This window comes from Streptomyces sp. SN-593, assembly GCF_016756395.1.
Taxonomy (GTDB): domain Bacteria; phylum Actinomycetota; class Actinomycetes; order Streptomycetales; family Streptomycetaceae; genus Actinacidiphila; species Actinacidiphila reveromycinica.
In genome coordinates, this window is record NZ_AP018365.1 from 1,704,896 (window position 1) to 1,726,089 (window position 21,194).

Sequence of the window (21,194 nt, forward strand, 5' to 3'; positions counted from 1 at the left end):
GGAGCAGCGGCGGCTCGTGCGGGGGCGCCGCGAGAGGGCTCGTGCGGGGCGGGCGGCGGCTCGTACGGGGAGCGGCGTGGGCTCGTGCGGGGAGCGGCGAGGACACCGGCACGCGGTGATGCGGCGGCCCGGCGGGGACGGGGAGGAGCCCGGCGGGCGGTGGACCCGGTGGCGGCAGCGAGAAGCCCGGCGGGGACCGGGCCTGGGACCCGGTCCCCGCCGGGGGGACCGGCCGGCCGACGGTTCCGCCGAACCATCGACCGGCCGGGGCCTGTCAGGCGGCGCGCCGGTTCACCCGAGGCCGACCGAGAACACGTGCAGGTTCCCGTTGTCCGGCAGCGTCACGCTCGCCACCTGCTTTCCCTGCGGCACCGCGAACGGCGTGGTGGCGAAGACGTACGCGGCCGGTCCCGCTCCGCCGGACTCGTTGCGGTGGTCGGTGGCGGCCACCAGCGTGTTCCCCAGCACCGGGGTCGAACCGCCGCCGGGCTTCGTCCAGTCGCCGAAGGACAGGTCGGCCTGCGCCGTGCTGCCGTCGGTGAACGTCACCCGGGCGGTGGCCTGCTGGTCGCCGTTGGTCGCGGTGCCCACGAAGAGCAGACGGGTGGCGCCCTTGGCGCTGTCCCCGAGTTGGACGGTCTGGCCGTCGGCGACCACGTTGTCCGGCCGCCCCACGGGGGCGTCGGGCCAGACGAAGGTCGTCCCGGACACCTGCCCGCGCGCACCGCCGTCGAGACCCGCCGCGGCCAGCGCCTCGCGGGAGAAGGTGCTGCCGGCGCCGTCGAGGTCGCCGCCGGCGTGGTCGCCGTCCTGCGTGGCGCCCACGTTGTCGTAGTCCGCGGCCAGGCTGTCCTTCGCCGCGACCAGGACGATCGCGCCGAGCCGCACCTGCGAAGCGCCCGCGCCCTTGCCGCGCACCGTCAGCGGCACCTCGTAGTAGCCGTCGGGGGTGCCGGCGGCGGCCCGCACCGCCAGCTCCGCCGTGCCGGCGCCGGTCTTCGCGTCGAGCACCACCGGCGTGCCGGCGGGTGTGACGGCGAGGCCCTCGGGCGGGGCCGCTGCGACCGACACGGCGTTCGCGTGGCCGGCCAGCCGCTGGACGTGGACGGTCAGGTCGGCCGGCGCCCCGCCGGCCGCCACCACGGACTGGTTGGGTGTGGCCGTGGCCAGGAAGTCGCGCTCGGCCGTGCGGTAGGAGGGCGACGCGTCACTCGGGGAGGCGGCCCAGTGCGTGTCCGGGGTGGTGGACAGCGTGAAGTCCAGGCGCCCGCCGTGCGACACGACCGACGGCGGCAGGTAGGTGCGCGCCCAGGTGTGCCCGTCCAGGGTGAGCTTGTGGACGTAGGGGGCGTCGTCCGCGGCCTGGGGCGCGCGGATGTCCAGGTCCGCGGCCTTGCCCGGCAGGTCGAGGACCACCCGCGGGAACATCGGGCTGTTCAGGGTGAGGTCGGCCGTGCCCGGAGTCGCGGGGTACATGCCGAGCGCGGCCCACACGTACCAGGAGGACTGCGCCCCCAGGTCGTCGTTGCCGGGCTCGCCGTCGGGGGTGGGACTGAAGAGGGTGGTGGCGATCTCGCGGACCGTCCGCTGCGTCTTCCACGGCTGGCCGACCTGGTTGTAGACCCACGGCACACCGAAGTCGATCTCGTTGCCGGCCCACATGTAGGGGGCGTTCGGGCCCGCGTTGAGCTGCGAGAAGAACGTGTCGAGGCGCTGGGCGGCCGCACCCGGCCCGCCCATCGAGGTGATCAGGCCCGCCATGTCCTGCGGCACCAGCCAGTTGTACTGCGCGGCGTTGCCCTCGTCGTAGCCCTCCTGGCCGAACTGGCCGTCGCCGGGCGTCTGGAAGCCGGTCGCGTCGGGGAACCGGCCGTCCTCGCCGCGCGGTTCGAGGTAGCCGCTGGCGGGGTCGAGGATGTTCTGCCAGTTCTGTCCGCGCCGGCTGAAGGTGCCCGCCACCGCGTCCTGGCCGGCGGCGCCGGCGAGTTGCGCGATCGAGAAGTCGTCGACGGCCCACTCCAGGGTCTCCGAGGCGCCGACGTGCCCGTGGTCGCCCTTGGCGGCGTCGTCCTCGGGCGCGTAGCCGCGCTCGACGTACTCCTGGACGCCGGGCCGCTCCTGGTAGGCACCCGCGGTGGCGTCCACCGTGGTCGCGCCCTTGACCAGGTACTTCAGCGCCGTCTTGAGGTCGAAGTCGCGCGCGCCGTACGCGTACAGGTTGGCGATGAGCGGCACCGAGTTGTCGCCAGTCATCTGGCCGGTGTACGCGTTGGCCAGCGGCCAGCGCGGCCACCAGCCGCCCTGTTCGGCGTCGTTGACCAGGGACTGGGCCATGTCGCTGGCCTGCTGGGGGAAGAGCATCGCCTGGAGGGGCGCGAGCGAGCGGTAGGTGTCCCAGTCGGAGAAGTTCGTGTACTGCGCGTGTCCCCCGGCCAGGGTGCGCACCTTGCCGTCGAAGCCGATGTACCGCCCGTCGGCGTCGTTGAAGGTGTTCGGGTGCATCAACGAGTGGTAGAGCGCGGTGTAGAACGTCTTCAGCTCGTCGGTGTCCCTGCCCGCGACGCGTACCTTGCCCAGCGTCCGCGTCCACGCGTCACGGGTCTGCCGGTGCAGCGCGTCGAGGTCCCAGCCGGGCACCTCGGCGGCCATGTTGGCCTGCGCCCCGGCCACGGACACGTAGGACATCGAGACCTTGGCCCGCACGGTACGGCTGCCGCCGTCGCCGAAGGTGAGGTAGGCGCCCGCCCCGGCGGCGCTGGCGGAGTCGCCTCCCGCGGTCACCGACCTGCCGTCCCAGGTGCCGTGCGCGGTGAAGGGCTGGTCGAAGGTGATCGCGTAGTAGACCGTGTACTGGTTGCCCTTGCCGCAGAAGTCGCCGGTGGTCGCCGAGCCGGTGACCTCGCGGTCTCCGACGACCCGCACGTCGGCGTCCTTGTCGCCGTCGAGGCTGCCGCCGGCCTTGACCAGCAGTTGCGCCGCGGCGGAGCCCTCGGGGAAGGTGAAGGCGGCCAGGCCGGTGCGGGTGGACGCGGTCAACTCGGCCCGCACGCCCGACGCGTCGAGGGTGACCGCGTAGTAGCCGGGCTCGGCCTTCTCTCCGGTGTGCGTGAAGTGCTCGGTGAGGTTCCAGGGGGTGGCGCCGACGTCGCCGGTCACCGGCAGGATCGGCACGTCGCCGAAGGCGCGGCAGCCGACGGAGGCGTGGTCGAGGCTGAATCCGCGGATCTGGTCGTCGTGGTACTGGTAGCCGGCGTAGGAGCCCGAGGTGTCCGGGGAGAACTGCATCATCCCGAACGGTGTGGACGGGCCGGGGAAGTCGTTGATCTCACCGACGGTGGAGCCGCCCCGGCCGGTGCCGACGAGCGGGTCCACGTAGCTCGCCGGGTCGGACACGAGCGCCGGACCCGCGGCGGAGGATGACAACGTTGTCTGATTGTTGGACAACGTTGTCATATCGGCGGAAGCCGTTCCCGCGGCCACCAGGGTCGCCACCGCACCGAGCACCGCCACGAGCGTGCCACGCAGCATGCGCGGACTTCTCACACGTACCTCCCGATGGACTGGTCGACGGGACCAGCACATCTTGGAGGCTGCCGACGCCCAAAGCAACAGTCCCGCCGGGTTCGCCGATCGGCCCGCGCCGATTGTCCCGGTGTGGGCCGGCACGACCGGTTCACGGCGGACGGAACCGATCCGCGCACGATCCGGGAACGGGTCCGCGCGGGTTCCGGAAGGTGCGGCCGGCGGCCGGCGGACGGGCGCGGCGGCCGGTCAGTGCAGGAAGGGGTCGATCGCCACGGCCACGAACAGCAGCGTGGCGTAGGTGATGGACCAGTGGAACAGCCGCATCTCCTTGAGCTTCGCCCCCATGACGCCGGCCTTGGCGCGGGCGTGCAGTCCGTGCGCCTCCTTCAGCCAGAACGCGCCGAGCAGGCCCGCGACCACCGGGTAGAACCAGGAGGTGTCGCCGAGCGGCCACCACAGGGTGAGCGAGGTGAGCACCATGACCCAGCTGTAGAGGACGATCTGCCGGGCGACGACCTGGTTGCCCGCGACCACCGGCAGCATGGGCACGCCGACCCGGGCGTAGTCGTCCTTGACCTTCATCGACAGCGGCCAGTAGTGCGGCGGCGTCCAGAAGAAGAGGACGAGGAAGAGCACGAAGGGCGCCCAGCCGAGCTCGTCGCGCACGGCCGACCAGCCGATGAACACCTGGAGGCAGCCCGCGACGCCGCCCCACACGATGTTCTGCGCGGTGCGCCGCTTGAGCCACAGCGTGTAGACGAAGACGTAGTACAGGATCGCGGCGAGCGACAGCGCCGCCGACAGCGGGTTGACCAGCAGCGCGAACCACGCCGTGGACACCACCGACAGGACGATGCCGAAGACCAGGCCCTCGCGCGGCGAGACCATCCCGGTGACCAGCGGGCGCTGCTCGGTGCGGTGCATCAACGCGTCGATGTCGCGGTCGATGTACATGTTCAGCGCGTTGGCGCCGCCGGCGGACAGGTAGCCGCCGACCACGGTCGCCACCACCCGCCACAGGCTGGGCACGCCGCCGGCCGCGAGGAACATCACCGGAACGGTCGTGATGAGCAGCAGTTCGATGATGCGCGGCTTGGTCAGCTCCACGAACGCCATGACCCGGGCGCGCGGCGGCCGGTGCCCGGAGTTCGTCTGTCCCGAGCCCGTCCCGATGACCCCGGCGGGTCGGGATTCGACGGCTGTCACGAACACCCCACGAGAGATGAGACCAGCAGGGCCCGGCTGCCTGCCCTCCGCGATGCGGCGGCGGACCACGGTCCCTGCGCGTACCACGCCACTCTAGACGTAGGGAACACCCGGCTTTCCGCCGGGGTGCCCGCGGGCGGGGCGTGTCCTCGCGCGTCCGGGGGGTACGCGGTTGTCCACAGAAGCAGCAGCGTGGTCGAAGGCTCGTGCGGCTGCGGCGGTAGGCTCGGCAACGTCGGATAGGCACCAGTCACCGGCGCTTTTCAACTTATGTGGAGAGGAGCCCTGACCCAGGGTGAGCAAGCAGCCGACGACCACAGACCTCGAGTGGACCGATCTGGACGAGCGGGCCGTGGACACCGCCCGAGTTCTCGCCATGGATGCCGTGCAGAAGGTCGGCAACGGCCATCCGGGCACGGCCATGAGCCTGGCTCCAGCGGCCTACCTGCTGTTCCAGAAGATCATGCGGCACGACCCGGCGAACGCGGACTGGACCGGCCGCGACCGCTTCGTGCTGTCCGCCGGCCACTCCAGCATGACCCTCTACACGCAGCTCTACCTCGCCGGTTACGGCCTGGAGCTGGCCGACCTGGAGGCTCTGCGCACCTGGGGCTCCAAGACCCCCGGCCACCCGGAGTACGGCCACACCCGCGGTGTGGAGACCACCACCGGCCCGCTCGGCCAGGGCGTGGCCAACGCGGTGGGCATGGCCATGGCCGCGCGGTACGAACGCGGCCTCTTCGACCCGGACGCGGCGCCCGGCACCTCCCCCTTCGACCACACCGTCTGGGCGATCGCCGGCGACGGCTGCCTCCAGGAGGGCATCTCCGCCGAGGCGTCCTCGATGGCCGGCCACCAGAAGCTCGGCAACCTGGTGCTGCTGTGGGACGACAACCACATCTCCATCGAGGGCGACACCGAGACCGCCGTCTCCGAGGACACCGTCAAGCGGTACGAGGCGTACGGCTGGCACGTCCAGCGCGTCGCCCCGAAGGAGAACGGCGACCTCGACGTGCACGCGCTGCACGCCGCGCTGCTGGCGGCCAGGGCCGAGACCGAGCGGCCGTCGTTCGTCGCGGTCCGCTCGATCATCGGCTGGCCCGCGCCGAACAAGCAGAACACCGGCGCCGCGCACGGCTCGGCCCTCGGTGAGGACGAGGTGCGCGCCACCAAGGAGGTGCTCGGCTTCGACCCCGAGCGGCACTTCGAGGTGTCCGACGCCGTCATCACGCACACCCGCGCCGTCGGCGACCGCGGCCGGGACGCCCGGGCGCGGTGGGAGAAGTCCTTCGCCGCCTGGCGCACCGCGAACCCGCAGCACGCCGAGCTGTTCGACCGTGTGGAGGCGGCCGAGCTGCCGGAGGGCTGGCAGGAGCGGCTGCCGCAGTTCGAGGTCGGCGCCTCGCTGGCCACCCGCGCGGCCTCCGGCAAGGTCCTGGAGGCGCTGGGCGAGGTCATCCCCGAGCTGTGGGGCGGCTCCGCGGACCTCGCCGGGTCGAACAACACCACGATCGACAAGAACTCGTCGTTCCTCCCGGCCGGCAACCCGCTGCCCGGCGCCGACCCGTACGGCCGGACCGTGCACTTCGGCATCCGCGAGCACTCCATGGCCGCGGAGATGAACGGCATCACCCTGCACGGCAACACCCGGGTCTACGGCGGCACCTTCCTGGTGTTCTCCGACTACATGCGCAACGCGGTCCGGCTGTCCGCGCTGATGCACCTGCCGGTGACGTACGTGTGGACGCACGACTCGATCGGCGTCGGCGAGGACGGCCCGACCCACCAGCCGATCGAGCACCTGGCCTCGCTGCGCGCCATCCCGGGGCTGAACGTGGTGCGCCCCGCCGATGCCAACGAGACGGCGATCGCCTGGCGCGAGATCCAGAAGCGCTGGACGAAGGAGATCGGCAAGGGCGCCCCGCACGGCCTGGCGCTGACCCGGCAGGGCGTGCCGACCTACCCGGTCCACGAGGAGGCCGCCCGCGGCGGTTACGTGCTGTTCGAGGCCGAGGGCGGCCCGGCGCAGGTCGTCCTCATCGGCACCGGTTCCGAGGTGCAGCTCGCCGTGGGCGCGCGCGAGGAGCTCCAGGCGGCCGGCATCCCGACCCGGGTGGTCTCGATGCCGTGCGTGGAGTGGTTCGAGGAGCAGGACGAGGCCTACCGCGAGAGCGTGCTGCCGTCCACGGTGAAGGCGCGGGTCGCGGTCGAGGCCGGCATCGCCCTCACCTGGTACCGGTACGTCGGGGACGCCGGCCGGATCGTCAGCATCGAGCACTACGGTGCCTCGGCCGACGGCAAGCTGCTCTTCCGCGAGTTCGGTTTCACCGCCGAGGCCGTGGCCGCCGCGGCCCGGGAATCTCTGGCCGCCGCAGACCGCTGACGCTGGTACACGACATTTCAGGAGATGCAGATCCCATGACAGACGCACTCAAGCGCCTCTCCGACGAAGGCGTCGCGATCTGGTTGGACGACCTGTCGCGCAAGCGCATCACGTCCGGCAACCTGGCCGAACTCATCGACCAGCAGCACGTGGTGGGCGTGACCACCAACCCGTCGATCTTCCAGAAGGCCATCTCCGAGGGCGATGGATACGAAGGTCAGCTCAAGGACCTCGCGGCGCGCCGGCTGACGGTCGAGGAGGCGCTGCGGATGATCACCACCGCGGACGTCCGCGACGCGGCCGACATCCTGCGCCCGGTCTACGAGGCGAGCGACCACCAGGACGGCCGGGTCTCCATCGAGGTGGACCCGCGGCTGGCGCACGAGACGGTGGCGACGGTCGCCGAGGCCAAGCAACTGGCCTGGCTGGTGGACCGCCCGAACACGCTGATCAAGATCCCGGCGACCGAGGCCGGCCTGCCCGCGATCACCGAGGTGATCGGCAAGGGCATCAGCGTCAACGTCACGCTGATCTTCTCGCTGGAGCGGTACCGCGCGGTGATGGACGCGTACCTGTCCGGCCTGGAGAAGGCGAAGGCGGCGGGCCTGGACCTGTCCGAGATCCACTCGGTCGCGTCGTTCTTCGTCTCCCGCGTGGACACCGAGATCGACAAGCGGCTGGAGAAGATCGGCTCCGACCAGGCCAAGGCCCTGAAGGGCAAGGCCGCGGTGGCCAACGCCCGGCTGGCCTACCAGGCGTACGAAGAGGTCTTCGGCTCCGACCGCTGGACGGCGCTGGAGCGGGCCGGTGCCAACAAGCAGCGGCCGCTGTGGGCCTCCACCGGCGTGAAGGACCCGGCCTACCCCGACACCCTGTACGTCACGGAGCTGGTCGCGCCGAACACGGTGAACACCATGCCCGAGGCCACCCTCCAGGCGACCGGGGACCACGGCGAGGTCACCGGCGACACCATCCGGTCCGGTTACGCGCAGGCGCAGGCGGACATCGACGCGCTGGCCGGCGTCGGCGTGTCGTACGACGACGTGGTGCGGGTGCTGGAGGACGAGGGCGTGAGCAAGTTCGAGGCGTCCTGGAACGAACTGCTGGACTCCACCAAGGCCGAACTCGAGCGGCTCGCCCCCTCGGAGGCGTGAGGTGGCATCCGACGACCAGACGCAGACGGCCGGCAACCCGCTGCGCGACCCGCTGGACCGGCGGCTGCCGCGCATCGCGGGCCCGTCCGGCCTGGTGATCTTCGGGGTCACCGGCGACCTCTCCCGCAAGAAGCTGATGCCGGCGGTGTACGACCTGGCCAACCGCGGCCTGCTGCCGCCGGGCTTCGCGCTGGTCGGCTTCGCCCGCCGCCAGTGGGAGAACGAGGACTTCGCCCAGGAGGTGCACGACGCCGTCAAGGAGCACGCCCGCACCCCCTTCCGCGAGGAGGTCTGGCAGCAACTGGCCGAGGGCTGCCGGTTCGTCCAGGGCGACTTCGACGACGACAAGGCGTTCGAGCAGCTGAAGTCGACCATCGAGGACCTGGACAAGGCGCGCGGTACCGGCGGCAACTTCGCCTTCTACCTGTCCGTGCCGCCGAAGTTCTTCCCGAACGTGGTGCAGCAACTGAAGAAGCACGGCCTGTCGCAGGGCAGCGGCGACTCGTGGCGGCGCGCCGTCATCGAGAAGCCGTTCGGCCACGACCTGGCCAGCGCCCAGCAGCTCAACCAGATCGTGCACGACGTCTTCCCGCCCAACGAGGTCTTCCGGATCGACCACTACCTGGGCAAGGAGACCGTCCAGAACATCCTGGCGCTGCGCTTCGCCAACACGATGTACGAGCCGATCTGGAACCGGTCGTACGTCGACCACGTGCAGATCACCATGGCCGAGGACATCGGGATCGGCGGCCGCGCCGGGTACTACGACGGCATCGGCGCCGCGCGCGACGTCATCCAGAACCACCTGCTCCAGCTACTGGCGCTGACCGCGATGGAGGAGCCCGGCTCCTTCCACCCCAAGGCGCTCACCGCGGAGAAGCTGAAGGTGCTCGGCGCGGTCGTGCTCCCGGACGACCTCGGCCGGTACACCGTGCGCGGCCAGTACGCGCACGCCTGGCAGGGTGGCGAGGAGGTGCTCGGGTACCTGGAGGAGGACGGCATCGACCCCCGCTCCAAGACCGACACCTACGCCGCGGTCAAGCTGGAGATCAACAACCGCCGCTGGGCGGGCGTGCCGTTCTACCTGCGCACCGGCAAGCGGCTCGGCCGCCGCGTCACCGAGATCGCGGTGGTCTTCAAGCGGGCCCCGTACCTGCCGTTCGAGTCCGGCGCCACCGAGGAGCTGGGCGAGAACGCGCTGGTCATCCGGGTGCAACCGGACGAGGGCGTGACCGTGCGGTTCGGTTCGAAGGTGCCGGGCACCTCCACCGAGGTGCGGGACGTCACGATGGACTTCGCCTACGGCGAGTCCTTCACCGAGTCCAGCCCCGAGGCGTACGAACGGCTCATCCTGGACGTACTGCTCGGTGACGCGAACCTCTTCCCGCGGCACCAGGAAGTCGAGCTGTCCTGGACCATCCTCGACCCCATCGAGCAGTACTGGGACAAGCACGGGAAGCCGGCGCAGTACGCGTCCGGCACCTGGGGCCCGACCGAGGCGGACGAGATGCTCGCACAAGACGGCAGGAGCTGGCGCAGGCCATGAGAATCGATCTGACGGACACCACGTCCTCGAAGATCAACGCCGGGCTGATCCAGGCGCGGCGGGCGATCGGGACCCCGGCGGTCGGCATGGTGCTGACCCTGGTCATCGTCACCGACGAGGGCAGCGCCTACGACGCGTTGAAGGCCGCGCACGAGGCGTCCAAGGAGCACCCCTCCCGGATACTGGTGGTCATCAAGCGTCCGGGCCGCTCGCCGCGGGACCGGGCGCTGGCCCGGCTGGACGCGGAGGTCGTGGTCGGCGACGAGGCGGGCACCGGCGAGACCGTGGTCCTGCGCATGCACGGCGAGCTGGCCCACCACGCCGAGTCGGTGGTCCTGCCGCTGCTGCTGCCGGACGCCCCGGCGGTGTGCTGGTGGCCGGACAAGGCCCCGGAGGACGCCGCCGAGGACCCGCTGGGCCGGCTGGCGGCGCGCCGGATCACCGACTCGGCCGCGGCCGAGGACCCGGTCGGTTCGCTGGCACTGCGGGCGAAGACGTACGTGCCCGGCGACACCGACCTGGCCTGGACCCGGATCACCCCGTGGCGTTCGATGCTGGCCGCCGCCCTGGACCAGAAGCACGGCAAGATCGAGAGTGCCGCGGTGGAGGGCGAGGCGTACAACCCGAGCGCGGAGCTGCTGGCCCTGTGGCTGGCGGACCGGCTCGGTGTGCCGGTGGAGCGCAAGGTCACCGGCGGTCCCGGACTGACCGCGGTGCGGCTGGTCACCTCCGACGGGGACATCTGCCTGGACCGGCCCGAGGGCGGGCTGGCCGAGCTGGCGGTGCCCGGGCAGCCGGACCGCCACGTGGCGCTCAAGCGGCGGGAGACCTCGGAGCTGATCGCCGAGGAGCTGCGCAGGCTCGACCCGGACGACATATACCGCGCCACGGTGAAGTTCGGGCTGCGGCACCTGCTCAGCTCGGGCGGCTCCGGCAGCGACTCCGCCGAGGCGTCCGGGTCCACCGGCGCCAGTTCCGGGGCGAAGCCCGCGGGGACGGCGAAGTCCGCCCCGGCGAAGAAGGCCGCGTCCGGGTCCGGCAAGGCGGCGACGGAGAAGTGAGCACGCCGCAGGTGGTCGTCCACCGGGACAAGGAGCTGATGGCGCGGGCCGCGGCGGCCAGGCTGATCACGAAGATCGTGGACGCCCAGGCCGCCCGCGGTTCCGCCTCCGTGGTGCTCACCGGCGGGCGGAACGGGAACGGGCTGCTGGCCGCGCTCGCCGAGTCCCCGGCGCGCGACGCCGTGGACTGGGCGCGGCTGGACCTGTGGTGGGGCGACGAGCGGTTCCTCCCCGAGGGGGACCCGGAGCGCAACTACACGCAGGCCCGGGAGGCGCTGCTGGACGCGGTGCCGCTCGACCCGGCCCGGGTGCACCCGATGGCGCCGTCCGACGGCGGCTACGAGTCCGACGTGGAGGCCGCCGCGGCGGCCTACGCGGCGGAGCTGGCGGCCGCGGCCGGCCCGGAGGACCACACCCGGGTGCCGTCCTTCGACGTCCTCATGCTGGGCGTCGGCCCCGACACCCATGTGGCCTCGCTCTTCCCGGAGCACCCCGGCACCCGGGAGGACGTCCGCACCGTCATCGGTGTGCACGGCTCGCCCAAGCCCCCGCCGACCCGGATCTCGCTGACCTTCCCGGCGATCCGCTCGGCGCGGGAGGTGTGGCTGCTGGCCGCGGGCGAGGACAAGGCGGGCGCGGTGGCGCTCGCGCTGTCCGCGCCGGGCGAGGTGCAGGCGCCCGCCTCGGGTGCCTACGGCCGGGCCCGCACGCTGTGGCTGCTGGACCGCGCGGCGGCCGCGAAGATCCCCGCGGAGCTGTACCCGGCGGCCTCCTCGTAGCGGAGGACGGCGGCACGGCACGGCGCCTCCCGGGCGCCCGGCGGATCCGCCGGGAGGGTCAGCGGCCGCGCAGCTCGCGGTACTTCGCCACGAGCGCCTTCGTGGACGGGTCCAGCCCGGGCACGTCGGCGCCCTCGGTGAGCGCGGGCTCGACCCGCTTCGCCAGCACCTTGCCGAGCTCGACGCCCCACTGGTCGAAGGAGTCGATGTTCCAGATCGCGCCCTGGACGAACACCTTGTGCTCGTAGAGCGCGATGAGCTGGCCGAGCACCGACGGGGTCAGCTCGGTGGCCAGGATGGTGCTGGTGGGGTGGTTGCCGCGGAACGTCTTGTGCGGCACCAGTTCCTCCGGCACCCCCTCCGCGCGGACCTCGTCGGGGGTCTTGCCGAACGCCAGCGCCTGCGTCTGGGCGAAGAAGTTCGCCATCAGCAGGTCGTGCTGCCCGGCGAGCGGGCCGAGTTCGGGCAGCGGCCGGGCGAACCCGATGAAGTCGGCGGGGATCAGCTTCGTGCCCTGGTGCAGCAACTGGTAGTACGCGTGCTGGCCGTTGGTGCCGGGGGTGCCCCACACCACCGGACCGGTCTGCCAGTCCACCGGCTTGCCGTCGCGGTCCACGGACTTGCCGTTGGACTCCATGTCGAGCTGCTGGAGGTAGGCGGTGAACCGGCTGAGGTAGTGGCTGTAGGGCAGCACCGCGTGCGACTGGGCGTCGTGGAAGCCGCCGTACCAGACGCCGAGCAGGCCCAGCAGCAGCGGTACGTTATGCTCGGGGGGCGCGGTCCTGAAGTGCTCGTCGACCAGGTGGAAGCCGGCCAGCATGCTCCGGAACGCCTCGGCGCCGATGGCGATCATCAGCGACAGGCCGATCGCCGAGTCGAAGGAGTAGCGGCCGCCGACCCAGTCCCAGAACTCGAACATGTTCTGCGTGTCGATGCCGAACTCCGCGACCTTCTCCGCGTTCGTGGACAGCGCCACGAAGTGCTTGGCGACCGCCTCGTCGCCCGCACCGAGCCCGCCGAGCAGCCACTGCTTGGCGGAGGTCGCGTTGGTGATGGTCTCGATGGTGGTGAAGGTCTTGGAGGCGATGACGAACAGCGTCTCCGCCGGGTCCAGGTCGCGCACGGCCTCGTGCAGGTCGGCGCCGTCCACGTTGGAGACGAAACGGACCGTCAGGCCGCGGTCGGTGTAGGAGCGCAGCGCCTCGTAGGCCATCGCGGGGCCGAGGTCGGAGCCGCCGATGCCGATGTTGACGACGTTCCTGATCCGCTTGCCGGTGTGGCCGGTCCACTCGCCCGAGCGCACCCGGTCGGCGAAGACCGTCATCTTGTAGAGCACGGCGTGCACGGCCGGCACCACGTTCTGCCCGTCGACGGCGATCGTCGCGGACTGCGGGGCGCGCAGGGCCGTGTGCAGCACCGCGCGGTTCTCGGTGACGTTGATCCGCTCGCCGGCGAACATGGCGTCGCGCAGCTCGAACACCCCGGTCGCCGCGGCGAGTTCGCGCAGCAGCCGGAGGGTCTCGTCGGTGACGAGCTGCTTGGAGTAGTCCAGGTGGAGGTCGCCGACCTGGAGGGTGTAGCGGCTCCCCCGGTCGGGGTCGCGGTCGAACAGGTCCCGCAGATGGGTGCCGGACAGTTCCCCGCCGTGCTTGGCGAGCGCCTGCCACTCGGGGCGGCGGTCGAGCCGGGGGGTGCCCTGCGCGTTCGTTTCGGACATCAGTCCACTTCTCCTCGTCCTCGCTGCGACACCCAAACTAATTGATGACGTGGCGGAACGAGATCCGGCACCCGGGTGTGCCGCGCACCGGCCGTGACGGCACCGGGGCGGCACCCCGGGTGGCGGACGGCAGGTCGGCGCCCCGGGTGGCGGACGGCGGGTCAGAAGCCGCCGCGGTGGATGCGGCCCGCGTAGCGCTCCTCCAGCACCGCGTTGCGCTCGTGGCCGCCGGGGAGGTTCGCGGAGACGTAGACCGGGGCGTCGCGGCCCTCGGCGGCCAGCAGCCCGACGGCCTCGGCGACGACCATCTGCACCAGCAGCGCCGAGGTGATCGTGGACACCCCGCACAGGGCGCCGCCGTCCGGCAGCGGCAGCAGCGCGTCGCCGGCCGGGGCGCAGTTGTCGAGCACGGCGTCCGCGAGGTCGGCCAGCCGCTTGCCGCTGGCGTGCAGGGCGGGCACCGCGCGGGTGTGGGCGAGCGAGGTGAGCGCGATCAACGGGTGGCCGGCCTCCTTGACGTGCAGCGCCATGTCCACGATCGAGTTGTTCACGCCGGAGTTGGAGACGATCACGAACACGTCCTGCGGGCGCGGCGTGGCCAGGTCGTACAGCCGCCGGGCCAGGCCGGGGGAACGCTCCAGCAGCGGGTCGGCGAGCACCGAGCGGTCCTCGCCGCCGCGCAGCACCAGGTCGGTGAGCCCGATCCGGTTGGTGGGGATCAGGCCGCCGGCCCGGCCGACGAGTTCCAGCACCGTGGCCTGCGAGTGACCGGTGCCGAAGCCGTGGACCACGCCGTCGGCGGCCACGCTGTCGGCGAGCAGCCGGCCGGCGGCCGCCACGGACTCCTTGTTCGCGGCGATCGCCCGCTCCACCGCGGCGCGTCCCTCGTCGGCGAACGTCGCGGCGCTGATCTGTCCCTCGGCCATGCCCGGGTCCCCTTTGCGGAAGTCCTGCTGCGGAAGTCCTGCCGCCGGACGGTTCGGGTTGATCGAACCAACCGTCCGACGCTTCGATGAAACATTGAACCAGCTCCGCCCGTCAAGGCACCCGGGTGCCGGACCCGCCGCCGCGGACCGGTGCCGGGACGGGGCTCGGGCCGGCGCCGGACCGGGCCACCGATCGCCGTCCCCTGCCGACTGGCACAGGCCGGGCTGGGGCCGGTGCCGAGGCCGAGGCCGGGGCTGGGGCTGGGGCCGGGCCGGAGCCGGTAAGTGCCGCTCAGGTGCCGGCCGGCGTCCCCCGGAGCAGGTCGCAGGCGAGCGCGGCCGCCCCGGTGGAGCCGTCGGCCACCGGGAAGATCCGCAGCCCGCGGTCCGCCAGCCGCTCGGTCACCCGCGCCAGCAGCGGTCCGCCGGGCGCCAGCAGGCCGCCGGTGACCACCAGCGGCTCCCCCGGCCGCGGTCCCAGCGAGCGCACGGTCGCCGCGAGCAGTCCGGCCGCCGTGTCCAGCAGGCGCCGCGCGACCTGGTCGCCGCGTTCCGCCTCCTCGGCCACGGCCGGGCTGAGCGCGCCCAGCCGGGCCGGTGCCTGCGCGTACGCCCGCGTGACGACGAGCTCGCCGAGCAGGTGGCGCGCCACCGGGTCGCTGGACGGCCCGACCTCCAGGGCCCGCCGCAGTGCCTCGGCGCCCACCGGGCCCTCGGTCCCGACGCCCTCTCCCCCGGAACCCACAGCGGCGTCCGCGCCCACCCCTGCGCCCGCACCCGTGCCCGCACCAGCGCCCAGGAAGTGGGCCACCACCCGCGGCACCAGCGCCGTCCACGGGCCGCGGCCGTCCAGCGCCTCCAGCGCCGCCCGCGTCCCGTGGTTGCCCAGCCAGAACCCGCTGCCCTCGTCCCCGAGCAGCCAGCCGTGCCCGTCGGACACCGCGGCGCGGCGGCCCCCGGCCAGCCGCGCGGCGATCGCGCCGGTGCCCGCGATCAGGACCAGCCCGTCGCGGGGGGCGCCGGGCGCCGCGGCGAGTGCGACGTCGGCGTCACCCCCGACACCGACCGGCACCCCGGTGACCCCGTGCTCGGCCAGCGCGTCCCGCAGGCAGGACACGGCCAGGTCCTCCCCGCGCTCCGGCCCGGCGCCCGGCGCGGCGCCCGCGAACCCGCCGAAGGCCGCGCCGATCCGGCCCCGTGCCTCCGGGTCGGCCGGCAGTGCCCCGGCCAGGGCCTCGCCGACGGCGGCCGCGAGGTGGCGGGTCAGGTCGGCCCGCCCGACGCTCAGCGCGTTGCCGGGGCCGCCGCAACCCCGCCCGAGTACCGGCCCGCCGGGCACGCCCACCGCCAGGCAGGCCCGGCTGCGCGTGCCGCCCGCGTCGATCCCCACGACCAGGGGCGGCCGGACCGTACCGGCCGTGCCGGCACCCCTGCCGTCGGCCGCCGGGTGGTTGTAGGTTTCCGTCATCACCACGCATCGTGGTTGACGGATTCACCGGCGCACAACCCCGACGGGACGGGTCGTCATGATCACCGCACTGATCCGCACCGAACTTCCCCGGATGTCCGGGTCGCTGCGCAAGGTCGGCGAGGGGGTGCTCGCCGACCCGGTCGCCGCCACGCACGGCTCCGCGGCGGAACTCGGGCGCCGCACCGGCACCTCGCAGGCGACGGTGACCCGGTTCTGCCGTGCGCTGGGCCTGGAGTCCTACCAGCAGCTCCTGATCGAGCTGGCGCAGGAGCAGGGGCGCGCCGAGGCCGAGCCGCGAAGTGCCGCGCTGGGTCCCCGGATCGGGCCGGACGACGATCTGGAGCAGGTAATCGGCGTGGTCGCGGAGGCCGACCTGCGGGCCCTGCGGCACACCGCGGAGCAGTTGGACCGGGAGGCGCTGGAACGCGCCGCCCAGGCCCTCGCGCGGGCCCGCAGGATCGACGTCTACGGGGTCGGCGGCTCCGGCATCGTGGCCCACGAGACGCAGGCCCGGCTGTTCGGCATCGGCTGCGCCGCCCACGCCTGGACCGAGGTGCACGCCGCGGAGACCTCGGCGGCCCTGCTGACGCCCTCGGACGCCGTGGTGGCCGTCTCGCACTCGGGCGGCACCCGCGAGGTCCTGGAGCCCCTGCGGACGGCCGCGGACCGGGGCGCGGCGACCGTCGCCGTCACGGGCGACCCGCGCTCGCCCGTCGCACGGGCCGCGGACGTCCACCTGACGTCGTTCTCCGGCGAGACCAGCTTCCGGCGGGGCAACTTCGGCACCCGCCACTCCGTGCTGCTGATCGTGGACTGCCTCTACGCCCGCGTCGCGCAGCTCACCTACGAACGGGCGACCGCGTCCATCGCGCTGACCGCGCACATCGCCGGGACCGGCACCGGCAGGAAGGCCCCCGGCCGTCGGGCCGGCTCAGGAGGCTGAGCCGGCCCGACGGCCGGGGGCCGACGGCGGCCGGGACCGCGGCCGCGCCCCGGACCCCGCTGCTCCACCCACGGAGAACCGGACGAAAGGCCCTAGGGCCTGTCCGGCGGATCGTGCCGGTCGAGCTCGCGGCGTCCGGTGCCGTACATCGCAAGGCGGAGAAACATCCTCGTACCGGGTCGTACATGGATGATTCGACAACGCAGGGAGGTGCGGTGCCGGACGCCGCGAGCTCGACCGGCAGGATCCGCCGGACAGGCCCTAGATCTCGCCGCGCAGCTTCGCCAGCGCCTCGGCGAGGATCGCCTCGCCGTCGGCGGCCGACCGGCGTTCGCGTACGTACGCGAGGTGGGTCTTGTACGGCTCGGTGCGCGGCGGCGCCGGCGGGTTCTCCTCGTCCTGCCCGGCCGGGAAGCCGCAGCGGGGGCAGTCCCAGGTCTCCGGGATCTGCGCGTCGCTGGCGAAACTCGGCTGGGTCTCGTGTCCGTTGGAGCACCAGAAGGAGATGCGCAGGCGCGGCGCGGACTCGCCGCGCTCGGCCTCTCCCATCGGCCCCGCTCCGACCCGACTGCCACGGATCGCGTTGCCACTTGCCACGGTCGTAACTCCCTGCGTGATGGTGCTGCGAGGTCGCCCATTCGACGGAGACCGGTTCGCCCCCGCACCTGGCGGGAAAGGGCACGGTATCCCAAGACGCGCGTCCATGATAAGTCGTGGACAAGTCGTCTTCACGACGCGGCGTCAATTCGCCGTGAACCGGCGGTAGTCGGACGGGGTGCGCGCGTCACCCGCGCGGGTGGGCCGGCAGGGCCCTTGCGGCTCCCGCTAGTTGCTCGTCTTCATGACGATGCCCAGGGTGACGATGCACGCGAACCAGAGCAGGCCGATCACCACGGTGATCCGGTCGAGGTTGCGCTCGGCCACCGACGAACCGCCGACGGACGACTGCATGCCGCCGCCGAACATGTCCGACAGGCCGCCGCCCTTCCCCTTGTGCATGAGCACGAGCAGCAGGAGCAGCATGCTGAAGATGATGAGGGCGATGGAGAACCCGATGACCACGGCTGGACCAACTCTCTCGACTACACGACGGCAGTACACGGTTACGGCGCGGGGCCGGAGGCGGTGCGATCACACCACTCCGGCCCCGACAGGGTACTTCACGCGACCCCCGACTTCACCGGTCCGTCACTGGTCGCGGAAGCGCACGATCCTGACGAACTCCTCCGGGTCCAGCGCCGCGCCGCCCACCAGGGCGCCGTCCACGTCCGGCTGGGCCATGATCGCGGCCACGTTGCCCGCCTTGACCGAGCCGCCGTACTGGATGCGGACGCCGTCGGCGAGCTCCTGGTCGTACAGCTCCGCCAGCCGGCCGCGGATCGCCCCGCAGACCTCCTGGGCGTCCTCGGGGGTGGCGACCTCGCCGGTGCCGATCGCCCACACCGGCTCGTAGGCCACGACGATCCGCGCCGCCTGCTCCGCGGGGACGTCCTTGAGGGCGCCGTCGAGCTGGGCGAGGGTGTGCCCGACCTGGTTGCCGGCCTTGCGGACGTCCAGGCCCTCGCCGACGCACAGGATCGGGGTCAGGCCGTGCGCGAAGGCGGCCTTCACCTTGGCGTTCACGACCTCCTCGTCCTCGCCGTGGTACTGGCGGCGCTCGGAGTGGCCGATCGCGACGTACTCGCACTTCAGCTTGGACAGCATCGGCCCGGAGATTTCGCCCGTGTACGCACCGTGGTCGTGCGCGGACACGTCCTGCGCGCCGTACTTGATCCGCAGCCGGTCGCCGTCGACGAGGGTCTGCACGGAGCGCAGGTCGGTGAAGGGCACCAGGACGGCGACCTCGACCGCGTCGTGGTCCTTGTCGGTGAGGCCGAACGCGAGCTTCTGGACGTGCGCGATGGCCTCGAGGTGGTTGAGGTTCATCTTCCAGTTGCCCGCCATCAGCGGGGTGCGGGTGCTCTGCTCACTCATCGGGGTTCAGTTCTCCAAAGCGGAAAGGCCGGGCAGGGTCTTGCCTTCGAGGTACTCCAGGCTGGCGCCGCCGCCGGTGGAGATGTGGCCGAAAGCGTTCTCGTCGAATCCCAGGATGCGGACGGCCGCGGCCGAGTCGCCGCCGCCGACCACGCTGAACGCGGGGGCGTCCACCAGCGCCTGCGCCACGGCGCGGGTGCCGTCGGCGAAGTCGGGGTGCTCGAAGACGCCCATCGGGCCGTTCCAGAAGATGGTCGCCGTGTCGGCGAGCTTCGCGGCGAACAGCTTGCGCGACTCCGGGCCGATGTCCAGGCCGATCAGGTCGGTCGGGATGGCGTCCACCGGAGCGGTGACCGGCTCGGCGGGGGCCTTCGTCTCCAGGTCGGGGAAGCTGGTGGCGCCGACCACGTCGACCGGCAGCACGAACTCCACGCCCTTGGCCCTGGCCCGCTCCAGGTACTCGGTGACGACCGGGATCTGGTCCTCCTGCAACAGGCTCCTGCCGATCTCGTGGCCCTGGGCCTTGAGGAAGGTGAAGACCATGCCGCCGCCGACCAGGATGCGGTCGGCCTTCTCCAGCAGGTGGTCGATGACGCCGAGCTTGTCGGACACCTTCGAGCCGCCGAGCACCACCGCGTACGGGCGGGCGACCTCCTCGGTGAGCTTCCTCAGCACCCCGACCTCGGTCGCGATCAGGCCGCCGGCGGCGTGCGGCAGCCGGGCCGGCAGGTCGTACACCGAGGCGTGCTTGCGGTGCACCGCGCCGAAGCCGTCCCCCACGTAGGTGTCGGCGAGGGCGGCGAGCCGGTCGGCGAACGCGCCGCGCTCGGCGTCGTCCTTGCTGGTCTCACCGGGGAAGAAGCGCAGGTTCTCCAGCAGCACCACGTCGCCGGCGGCGGCGCCGTCCAGCGCCTGCCGGGTCTGGTCGCCGACCGTGTCGGTGCCGAAGAACACCTGCCGGCCGAGGAGTTCGGCCAGCCGGTCGCGGACCGGGGCGAGCGAGAACTTCGGGTCGGGTGCGCCCTTGGGGCGCCCCAGGTGCGAGGCGACGATCACCGTGGCGCCGGCCTCGGCGAGCCTGGCGACGGTCGGCACCGCGGCCCGGATACGGCCGTCGTCGGTGATGGTGGTGCCGTCCAGCGGCACGTTGAGGTCGGCGCGGACGAACACCCGCTTGCCCTCGACCTGTCCCTCGGCGATCAGGTCGTCGATCGTCTTCATCTGTCGGGTCTCCTGTGAGTAGGTCCGGCACCGGACACGACGCGAACAGGGCCCGGACGGCGCGTCATCGCGCTCGTCCGGACCCTGTCGCTCGCATCGCGGTGCGGTGGCTGACGGAAACGGCTACGCGGCCGCGGTTCCGGCGTGCCTCAGAGCTGGCCGCCGACGAAGACCGCGAGGTCCACCAGGCGGTTGGAGTAGCCCCACTCGTTGTCGTACCAGCCGATGACCTTGACGGTCCTGCCGCCCTGCACCATGGTCAGCTTCGAGTCGAAGGTGCACGACGCCGGGGTGTTGACGATGTCCGAGGAGACGATCGGGTCCTCGGTGTACTCCAGCAGGCCCTTGAGCTGGCCCTCGGCGGCCTGCTGGAAGGCCGCGTTCACCTCGTCCTTGGTGACCTCGCGCTCCAGGTCCACCACCAGGTCGGTGACGGAGCCGGTGGGCACCGGCACCCGCATGGCCATGCCGTCCAGCTTGCCGGCCAGCTCGGGGATGACCAGCGCGGTGGCCTTGGCGGCGCCCGTGGTGGTCGGGATGATGTTCTCCGCGGCGGCACGGGCGCGGCGCAGGTCCTTGTGCGGGAAGTCCAGGATGCGCTGGTCGTTGGTGTACGCGTGCACCGTCGTCATCAGGCCCTTGACGATGCCGAAGTTCTCCAGCAGCACCTTCGCCATCGGCGCCACGCAGTTCGTGGTGCAGGAGGCGTTGGAGATGATGTGGTGCGACGCCGCGTCGTACGCGTCCTGGTTGACGCCCATGACGATGGTGATGTCCTCGTCGGTGGCGGGCGCGGAGATGATGACCTTCTTGGCGCCGCCGGCCAGGTGCTTGCCCGCGTCGGCCGCCTTGGTGAAGATGCCGGTGGACTCGATCACGATGTCCACGCCCAGCTCGCCCCACTTGATGGCGGCGGGGTCGCGCTCGGCCAGCACCTTGATGGTGTGGCCGTCCACGGTGATCGTGTCGGCGGTGTGCGTGACCTCGGCCTTCAGGCGCCCGAGGATGGTGTCGTACTTCAGCAGGTGCGCCGTCGTGGCGGTGTCACCCAGGTCGTTGACGGCCACGATCTCGATGTCCGCACCCTGTTCCAGGATGGCGCGGAAGAAGTTACGACCGATGCGGCCAAAGCCGTTGATGCCTACCCGGATCGTCACGAACCGATCTCCTCGCTCAGTCGCCGGAGTCCCTCTCCGGCTGCGAAATATGGGATGTCCCCGACCACCCCCGACCCTACCGTGTCGGCACCCCCACCGCGGGCGCGGGGCGCTGCGGCGGGAAACGTTCA

At 72.3% G+C, this 21,194-nt stretch carries 16 protein-coding genes; 6 read left to right on the forward strand and 10 right to left on the reverse strand.

Translation table 11 applies throughout. From position 1 onward, the window contains the following. Positions 1 to 291: 291 nt before the first annotated feature. On the reverse strand, positions 292 to 3,393 hold the full coding sequence (locus RVR_RS07165) for a GH92 family glycosyl hydrolase (protein WP_237404617.1): 3,102 nt from the start codon (positions 3,391 to 3,393) through the stop codon (positions 292 to 294). Positions 3,394 to 3,771: 378 nt separating this feature from the next. After that, positions 3,772 to 4,731, reverse strand: coding sequence for a heme o synthase (locus RVR_RS07170; protein WP_202233043.1), 960 nt, complete (start codon positions 4,729 to 4,731; stop codon positions 3,772 to 3,774). A 295-nt stretch (positions 4,732 to 5,026) separates the two neighbouring features. On the opposite strand from RVR_RS07170, the gene tkt reads away from it, so the two are divergent. The 5 genes from tkt to pgl are packed head-to-tail and all read left to right on the forward strand — an operon-like array spanning position 5,027 to position 11,654. Beyond that, entirely contained in the window at positions 5,027 to 7,114 is a 2,088-nt protein-coding gene (tkt, locus tag RVR_RS07175) for a transketolase (protein ID WP_202233044.1), read from the forward strand. 35 nt (positions 7,115 to 7,149) lie between these two features. Then, complete coding sequence (gene tal, locus RVR_RS07180) at positions 7,150 to 8,268, forward strand: transaldolase (RefSeq protein ID WP_202233045.1); 1,119 nt, start codon at positions 7,150 to 7,152, stop codon at positions 8,266 to 8,268. Between the two features lies 1 nt (position 8,269). Next, entirely contained in the window at positions 8,270 to 9,814 is a 1,545-nt protein-coding gene (gene zwf / locus RVR_RS07185; RefSeq protein WP_202233046.1) for a glucose-6-phosphate dehydrogenase, read from the forward strand. Further along, positions 9,811 to 10,875 (forward strand): glucose-6-phosphate dehydrogenase assembly protein OpcA, encoded by a 1,065-nt coding sequence (gene opcA / locus RVR_RS07190; protein ID WP_202233047.1) that lies wholly within the window; start codon positions 9,811 to 9,813, stop codon positions 10,873 to 10,875. Before zwf ends, opcA begins: the two co-directional genes overlap by 4 nt. A gap of 38 nt (positions 10,876 to 10,913) precedes the next feature. Next, entirely contained in the window at positions 10,914 to 11,654 is a 741-nt protein-coding gene (gene pgl, locus RVR_RS07195) for a 6-phosphogluconolactonase (RefSeq protein ID WP_237405257.1), read from the forward strand. Between the two features lie 58 nt (positions 11,655 to 11,712). Here pgl and pgi read toward each other — a convergent pair whose 3' ends face one another. The 3 genes from pgi to RVR_RS07210 all read right to left on the reverse strand — a co-directional run bounded on the left by pgi (position 11,713) and on the right by RVR_RS07210 (position 15,765). After that, positions 11,713 to 13,371 carry a glucose-6-phosphate isomerase gene (gene pgi / locus RVR_RS07200; RefSeq protein WP_202233049.1) on the reverse strand — a complete coding sequence of 553 codons (1,659 nt, stop codon included), beginning with the start codon at positions 13,369 to 13,371 and terminating at the stop codon, positions 11,713 to 11,715. Between the two features lie 161 nt (positions 13,372 to 13,532). Further along, positions 13,533 to 14,297, reverse strand: a complete 765-nt coding sequence (locus tag RVR_RS07205; RefSeq protein ID WP_202233050.1) for a sugar isomerase domain-containing protein — start codon at positions 14,295 to 14,297, stop codon at positions 13,533 to 13,535. Positions 14,298 to 14,589: 292 nt separating this feature from the next. After that, positions 14,590 to 15,765 (reverse strand): N-acetylglucosamine kinase, encoded by a 1,176-nt coding sequence (locus tag RVR_RS07210; RefSeq protein WP_202233051.1) that lies wholly within the window; start codon positions 15,763 to 15,765, stop codon positions 14,590 to 14,592. 58 nt (positions 15,766 to 15,823) lie between these two features. Between RVR_RS07210 and RVR_RS07215 the strand changes: the two genes are divergently transcribed. Then, positions 15,824 to 16,711 carry a MurR/RpiR family transcriptional regulator gene (locus RVR_RS07215; protein WP_202233052.1) on the forward strand — a complete coding sequence of 296 codons (888 nt, stop codon included), beginning with the start codon at positions 15,824 to 15,826 and terminating at the stop codon, positions 16,709 to 16,711. A 261-nt stretch (positions 16,712 to 16,972) separates the two neighbouring features. On the opposite strand, the gene RVR_RS07220 is transcribed toward RVR_RS07215, so the two are convergent. From RVR_RS07220 to gap, 5 genes are all read right to left on the reverse strand, one after another. Then, positions 16,973 to 17,308, reverse strand: a complete 336-nt coding sequence (locus tag RVR_RS07220) for an RNA polymerase-binding protein RbpA (RefSeq protein WP_073497103.1) — start codon at positions 17,306 to 17,308, stop codon at positions 16,973 to 16,975. Positions 17,309 to 17,536: 228 nt separating this feature from the next. Continuing rightward, a complete protein-coding gene (gene secG / locus RVR_RS07225) occupies positions 17,537 to 17,773 on the reverse strand; it encodes a preprotein translocase subunit SecG (protein ID WP_202233053.1) in 237 nt (78 codons plus the stop codon). Positions 17,774 to 17,899: 126 nt separating this feature from the next. After that, positions 17,900 to 18,685, reverse strand: coding sequence for a triose-phosphate isomerase (gene tpiA / locus RVR_RS37395; RefSeq protein ID WP_237404618.1), 786 nt, complete (start codon positions 18,683 to 18,685; stop codon positions 17,900 to 17,902). Positions 18,686 to 18,691: 6 nt separating this feature from the next. Beyond that, positions 18,692 to 19,906, reverse strand: coding sequence for a phosphoglycerate kinase (locus RVR_RS37400; protein ID WP_237404619.1), 1,215 nt, complete (start codon positions 19,904 to 19,906; stop codon positions 18,692 to 18,694). A gap of 149 nt (positions 19,907 to 20,055) precedes the next feature. After that, positions 20,056 to 21,063, reverse strand: coding sequence for a type I glyceraldehyde-3-phosphate dehydrogenase (gene gap / locus RVR_RS07235; protein WP_202233054.1), 1,008 nt, complete (start codon positions 21,061 to 21,063; stop codon positions 20,056 to 20,058). Positions 21,064 to 21,194: the final 131 nt, after the last annotated feature.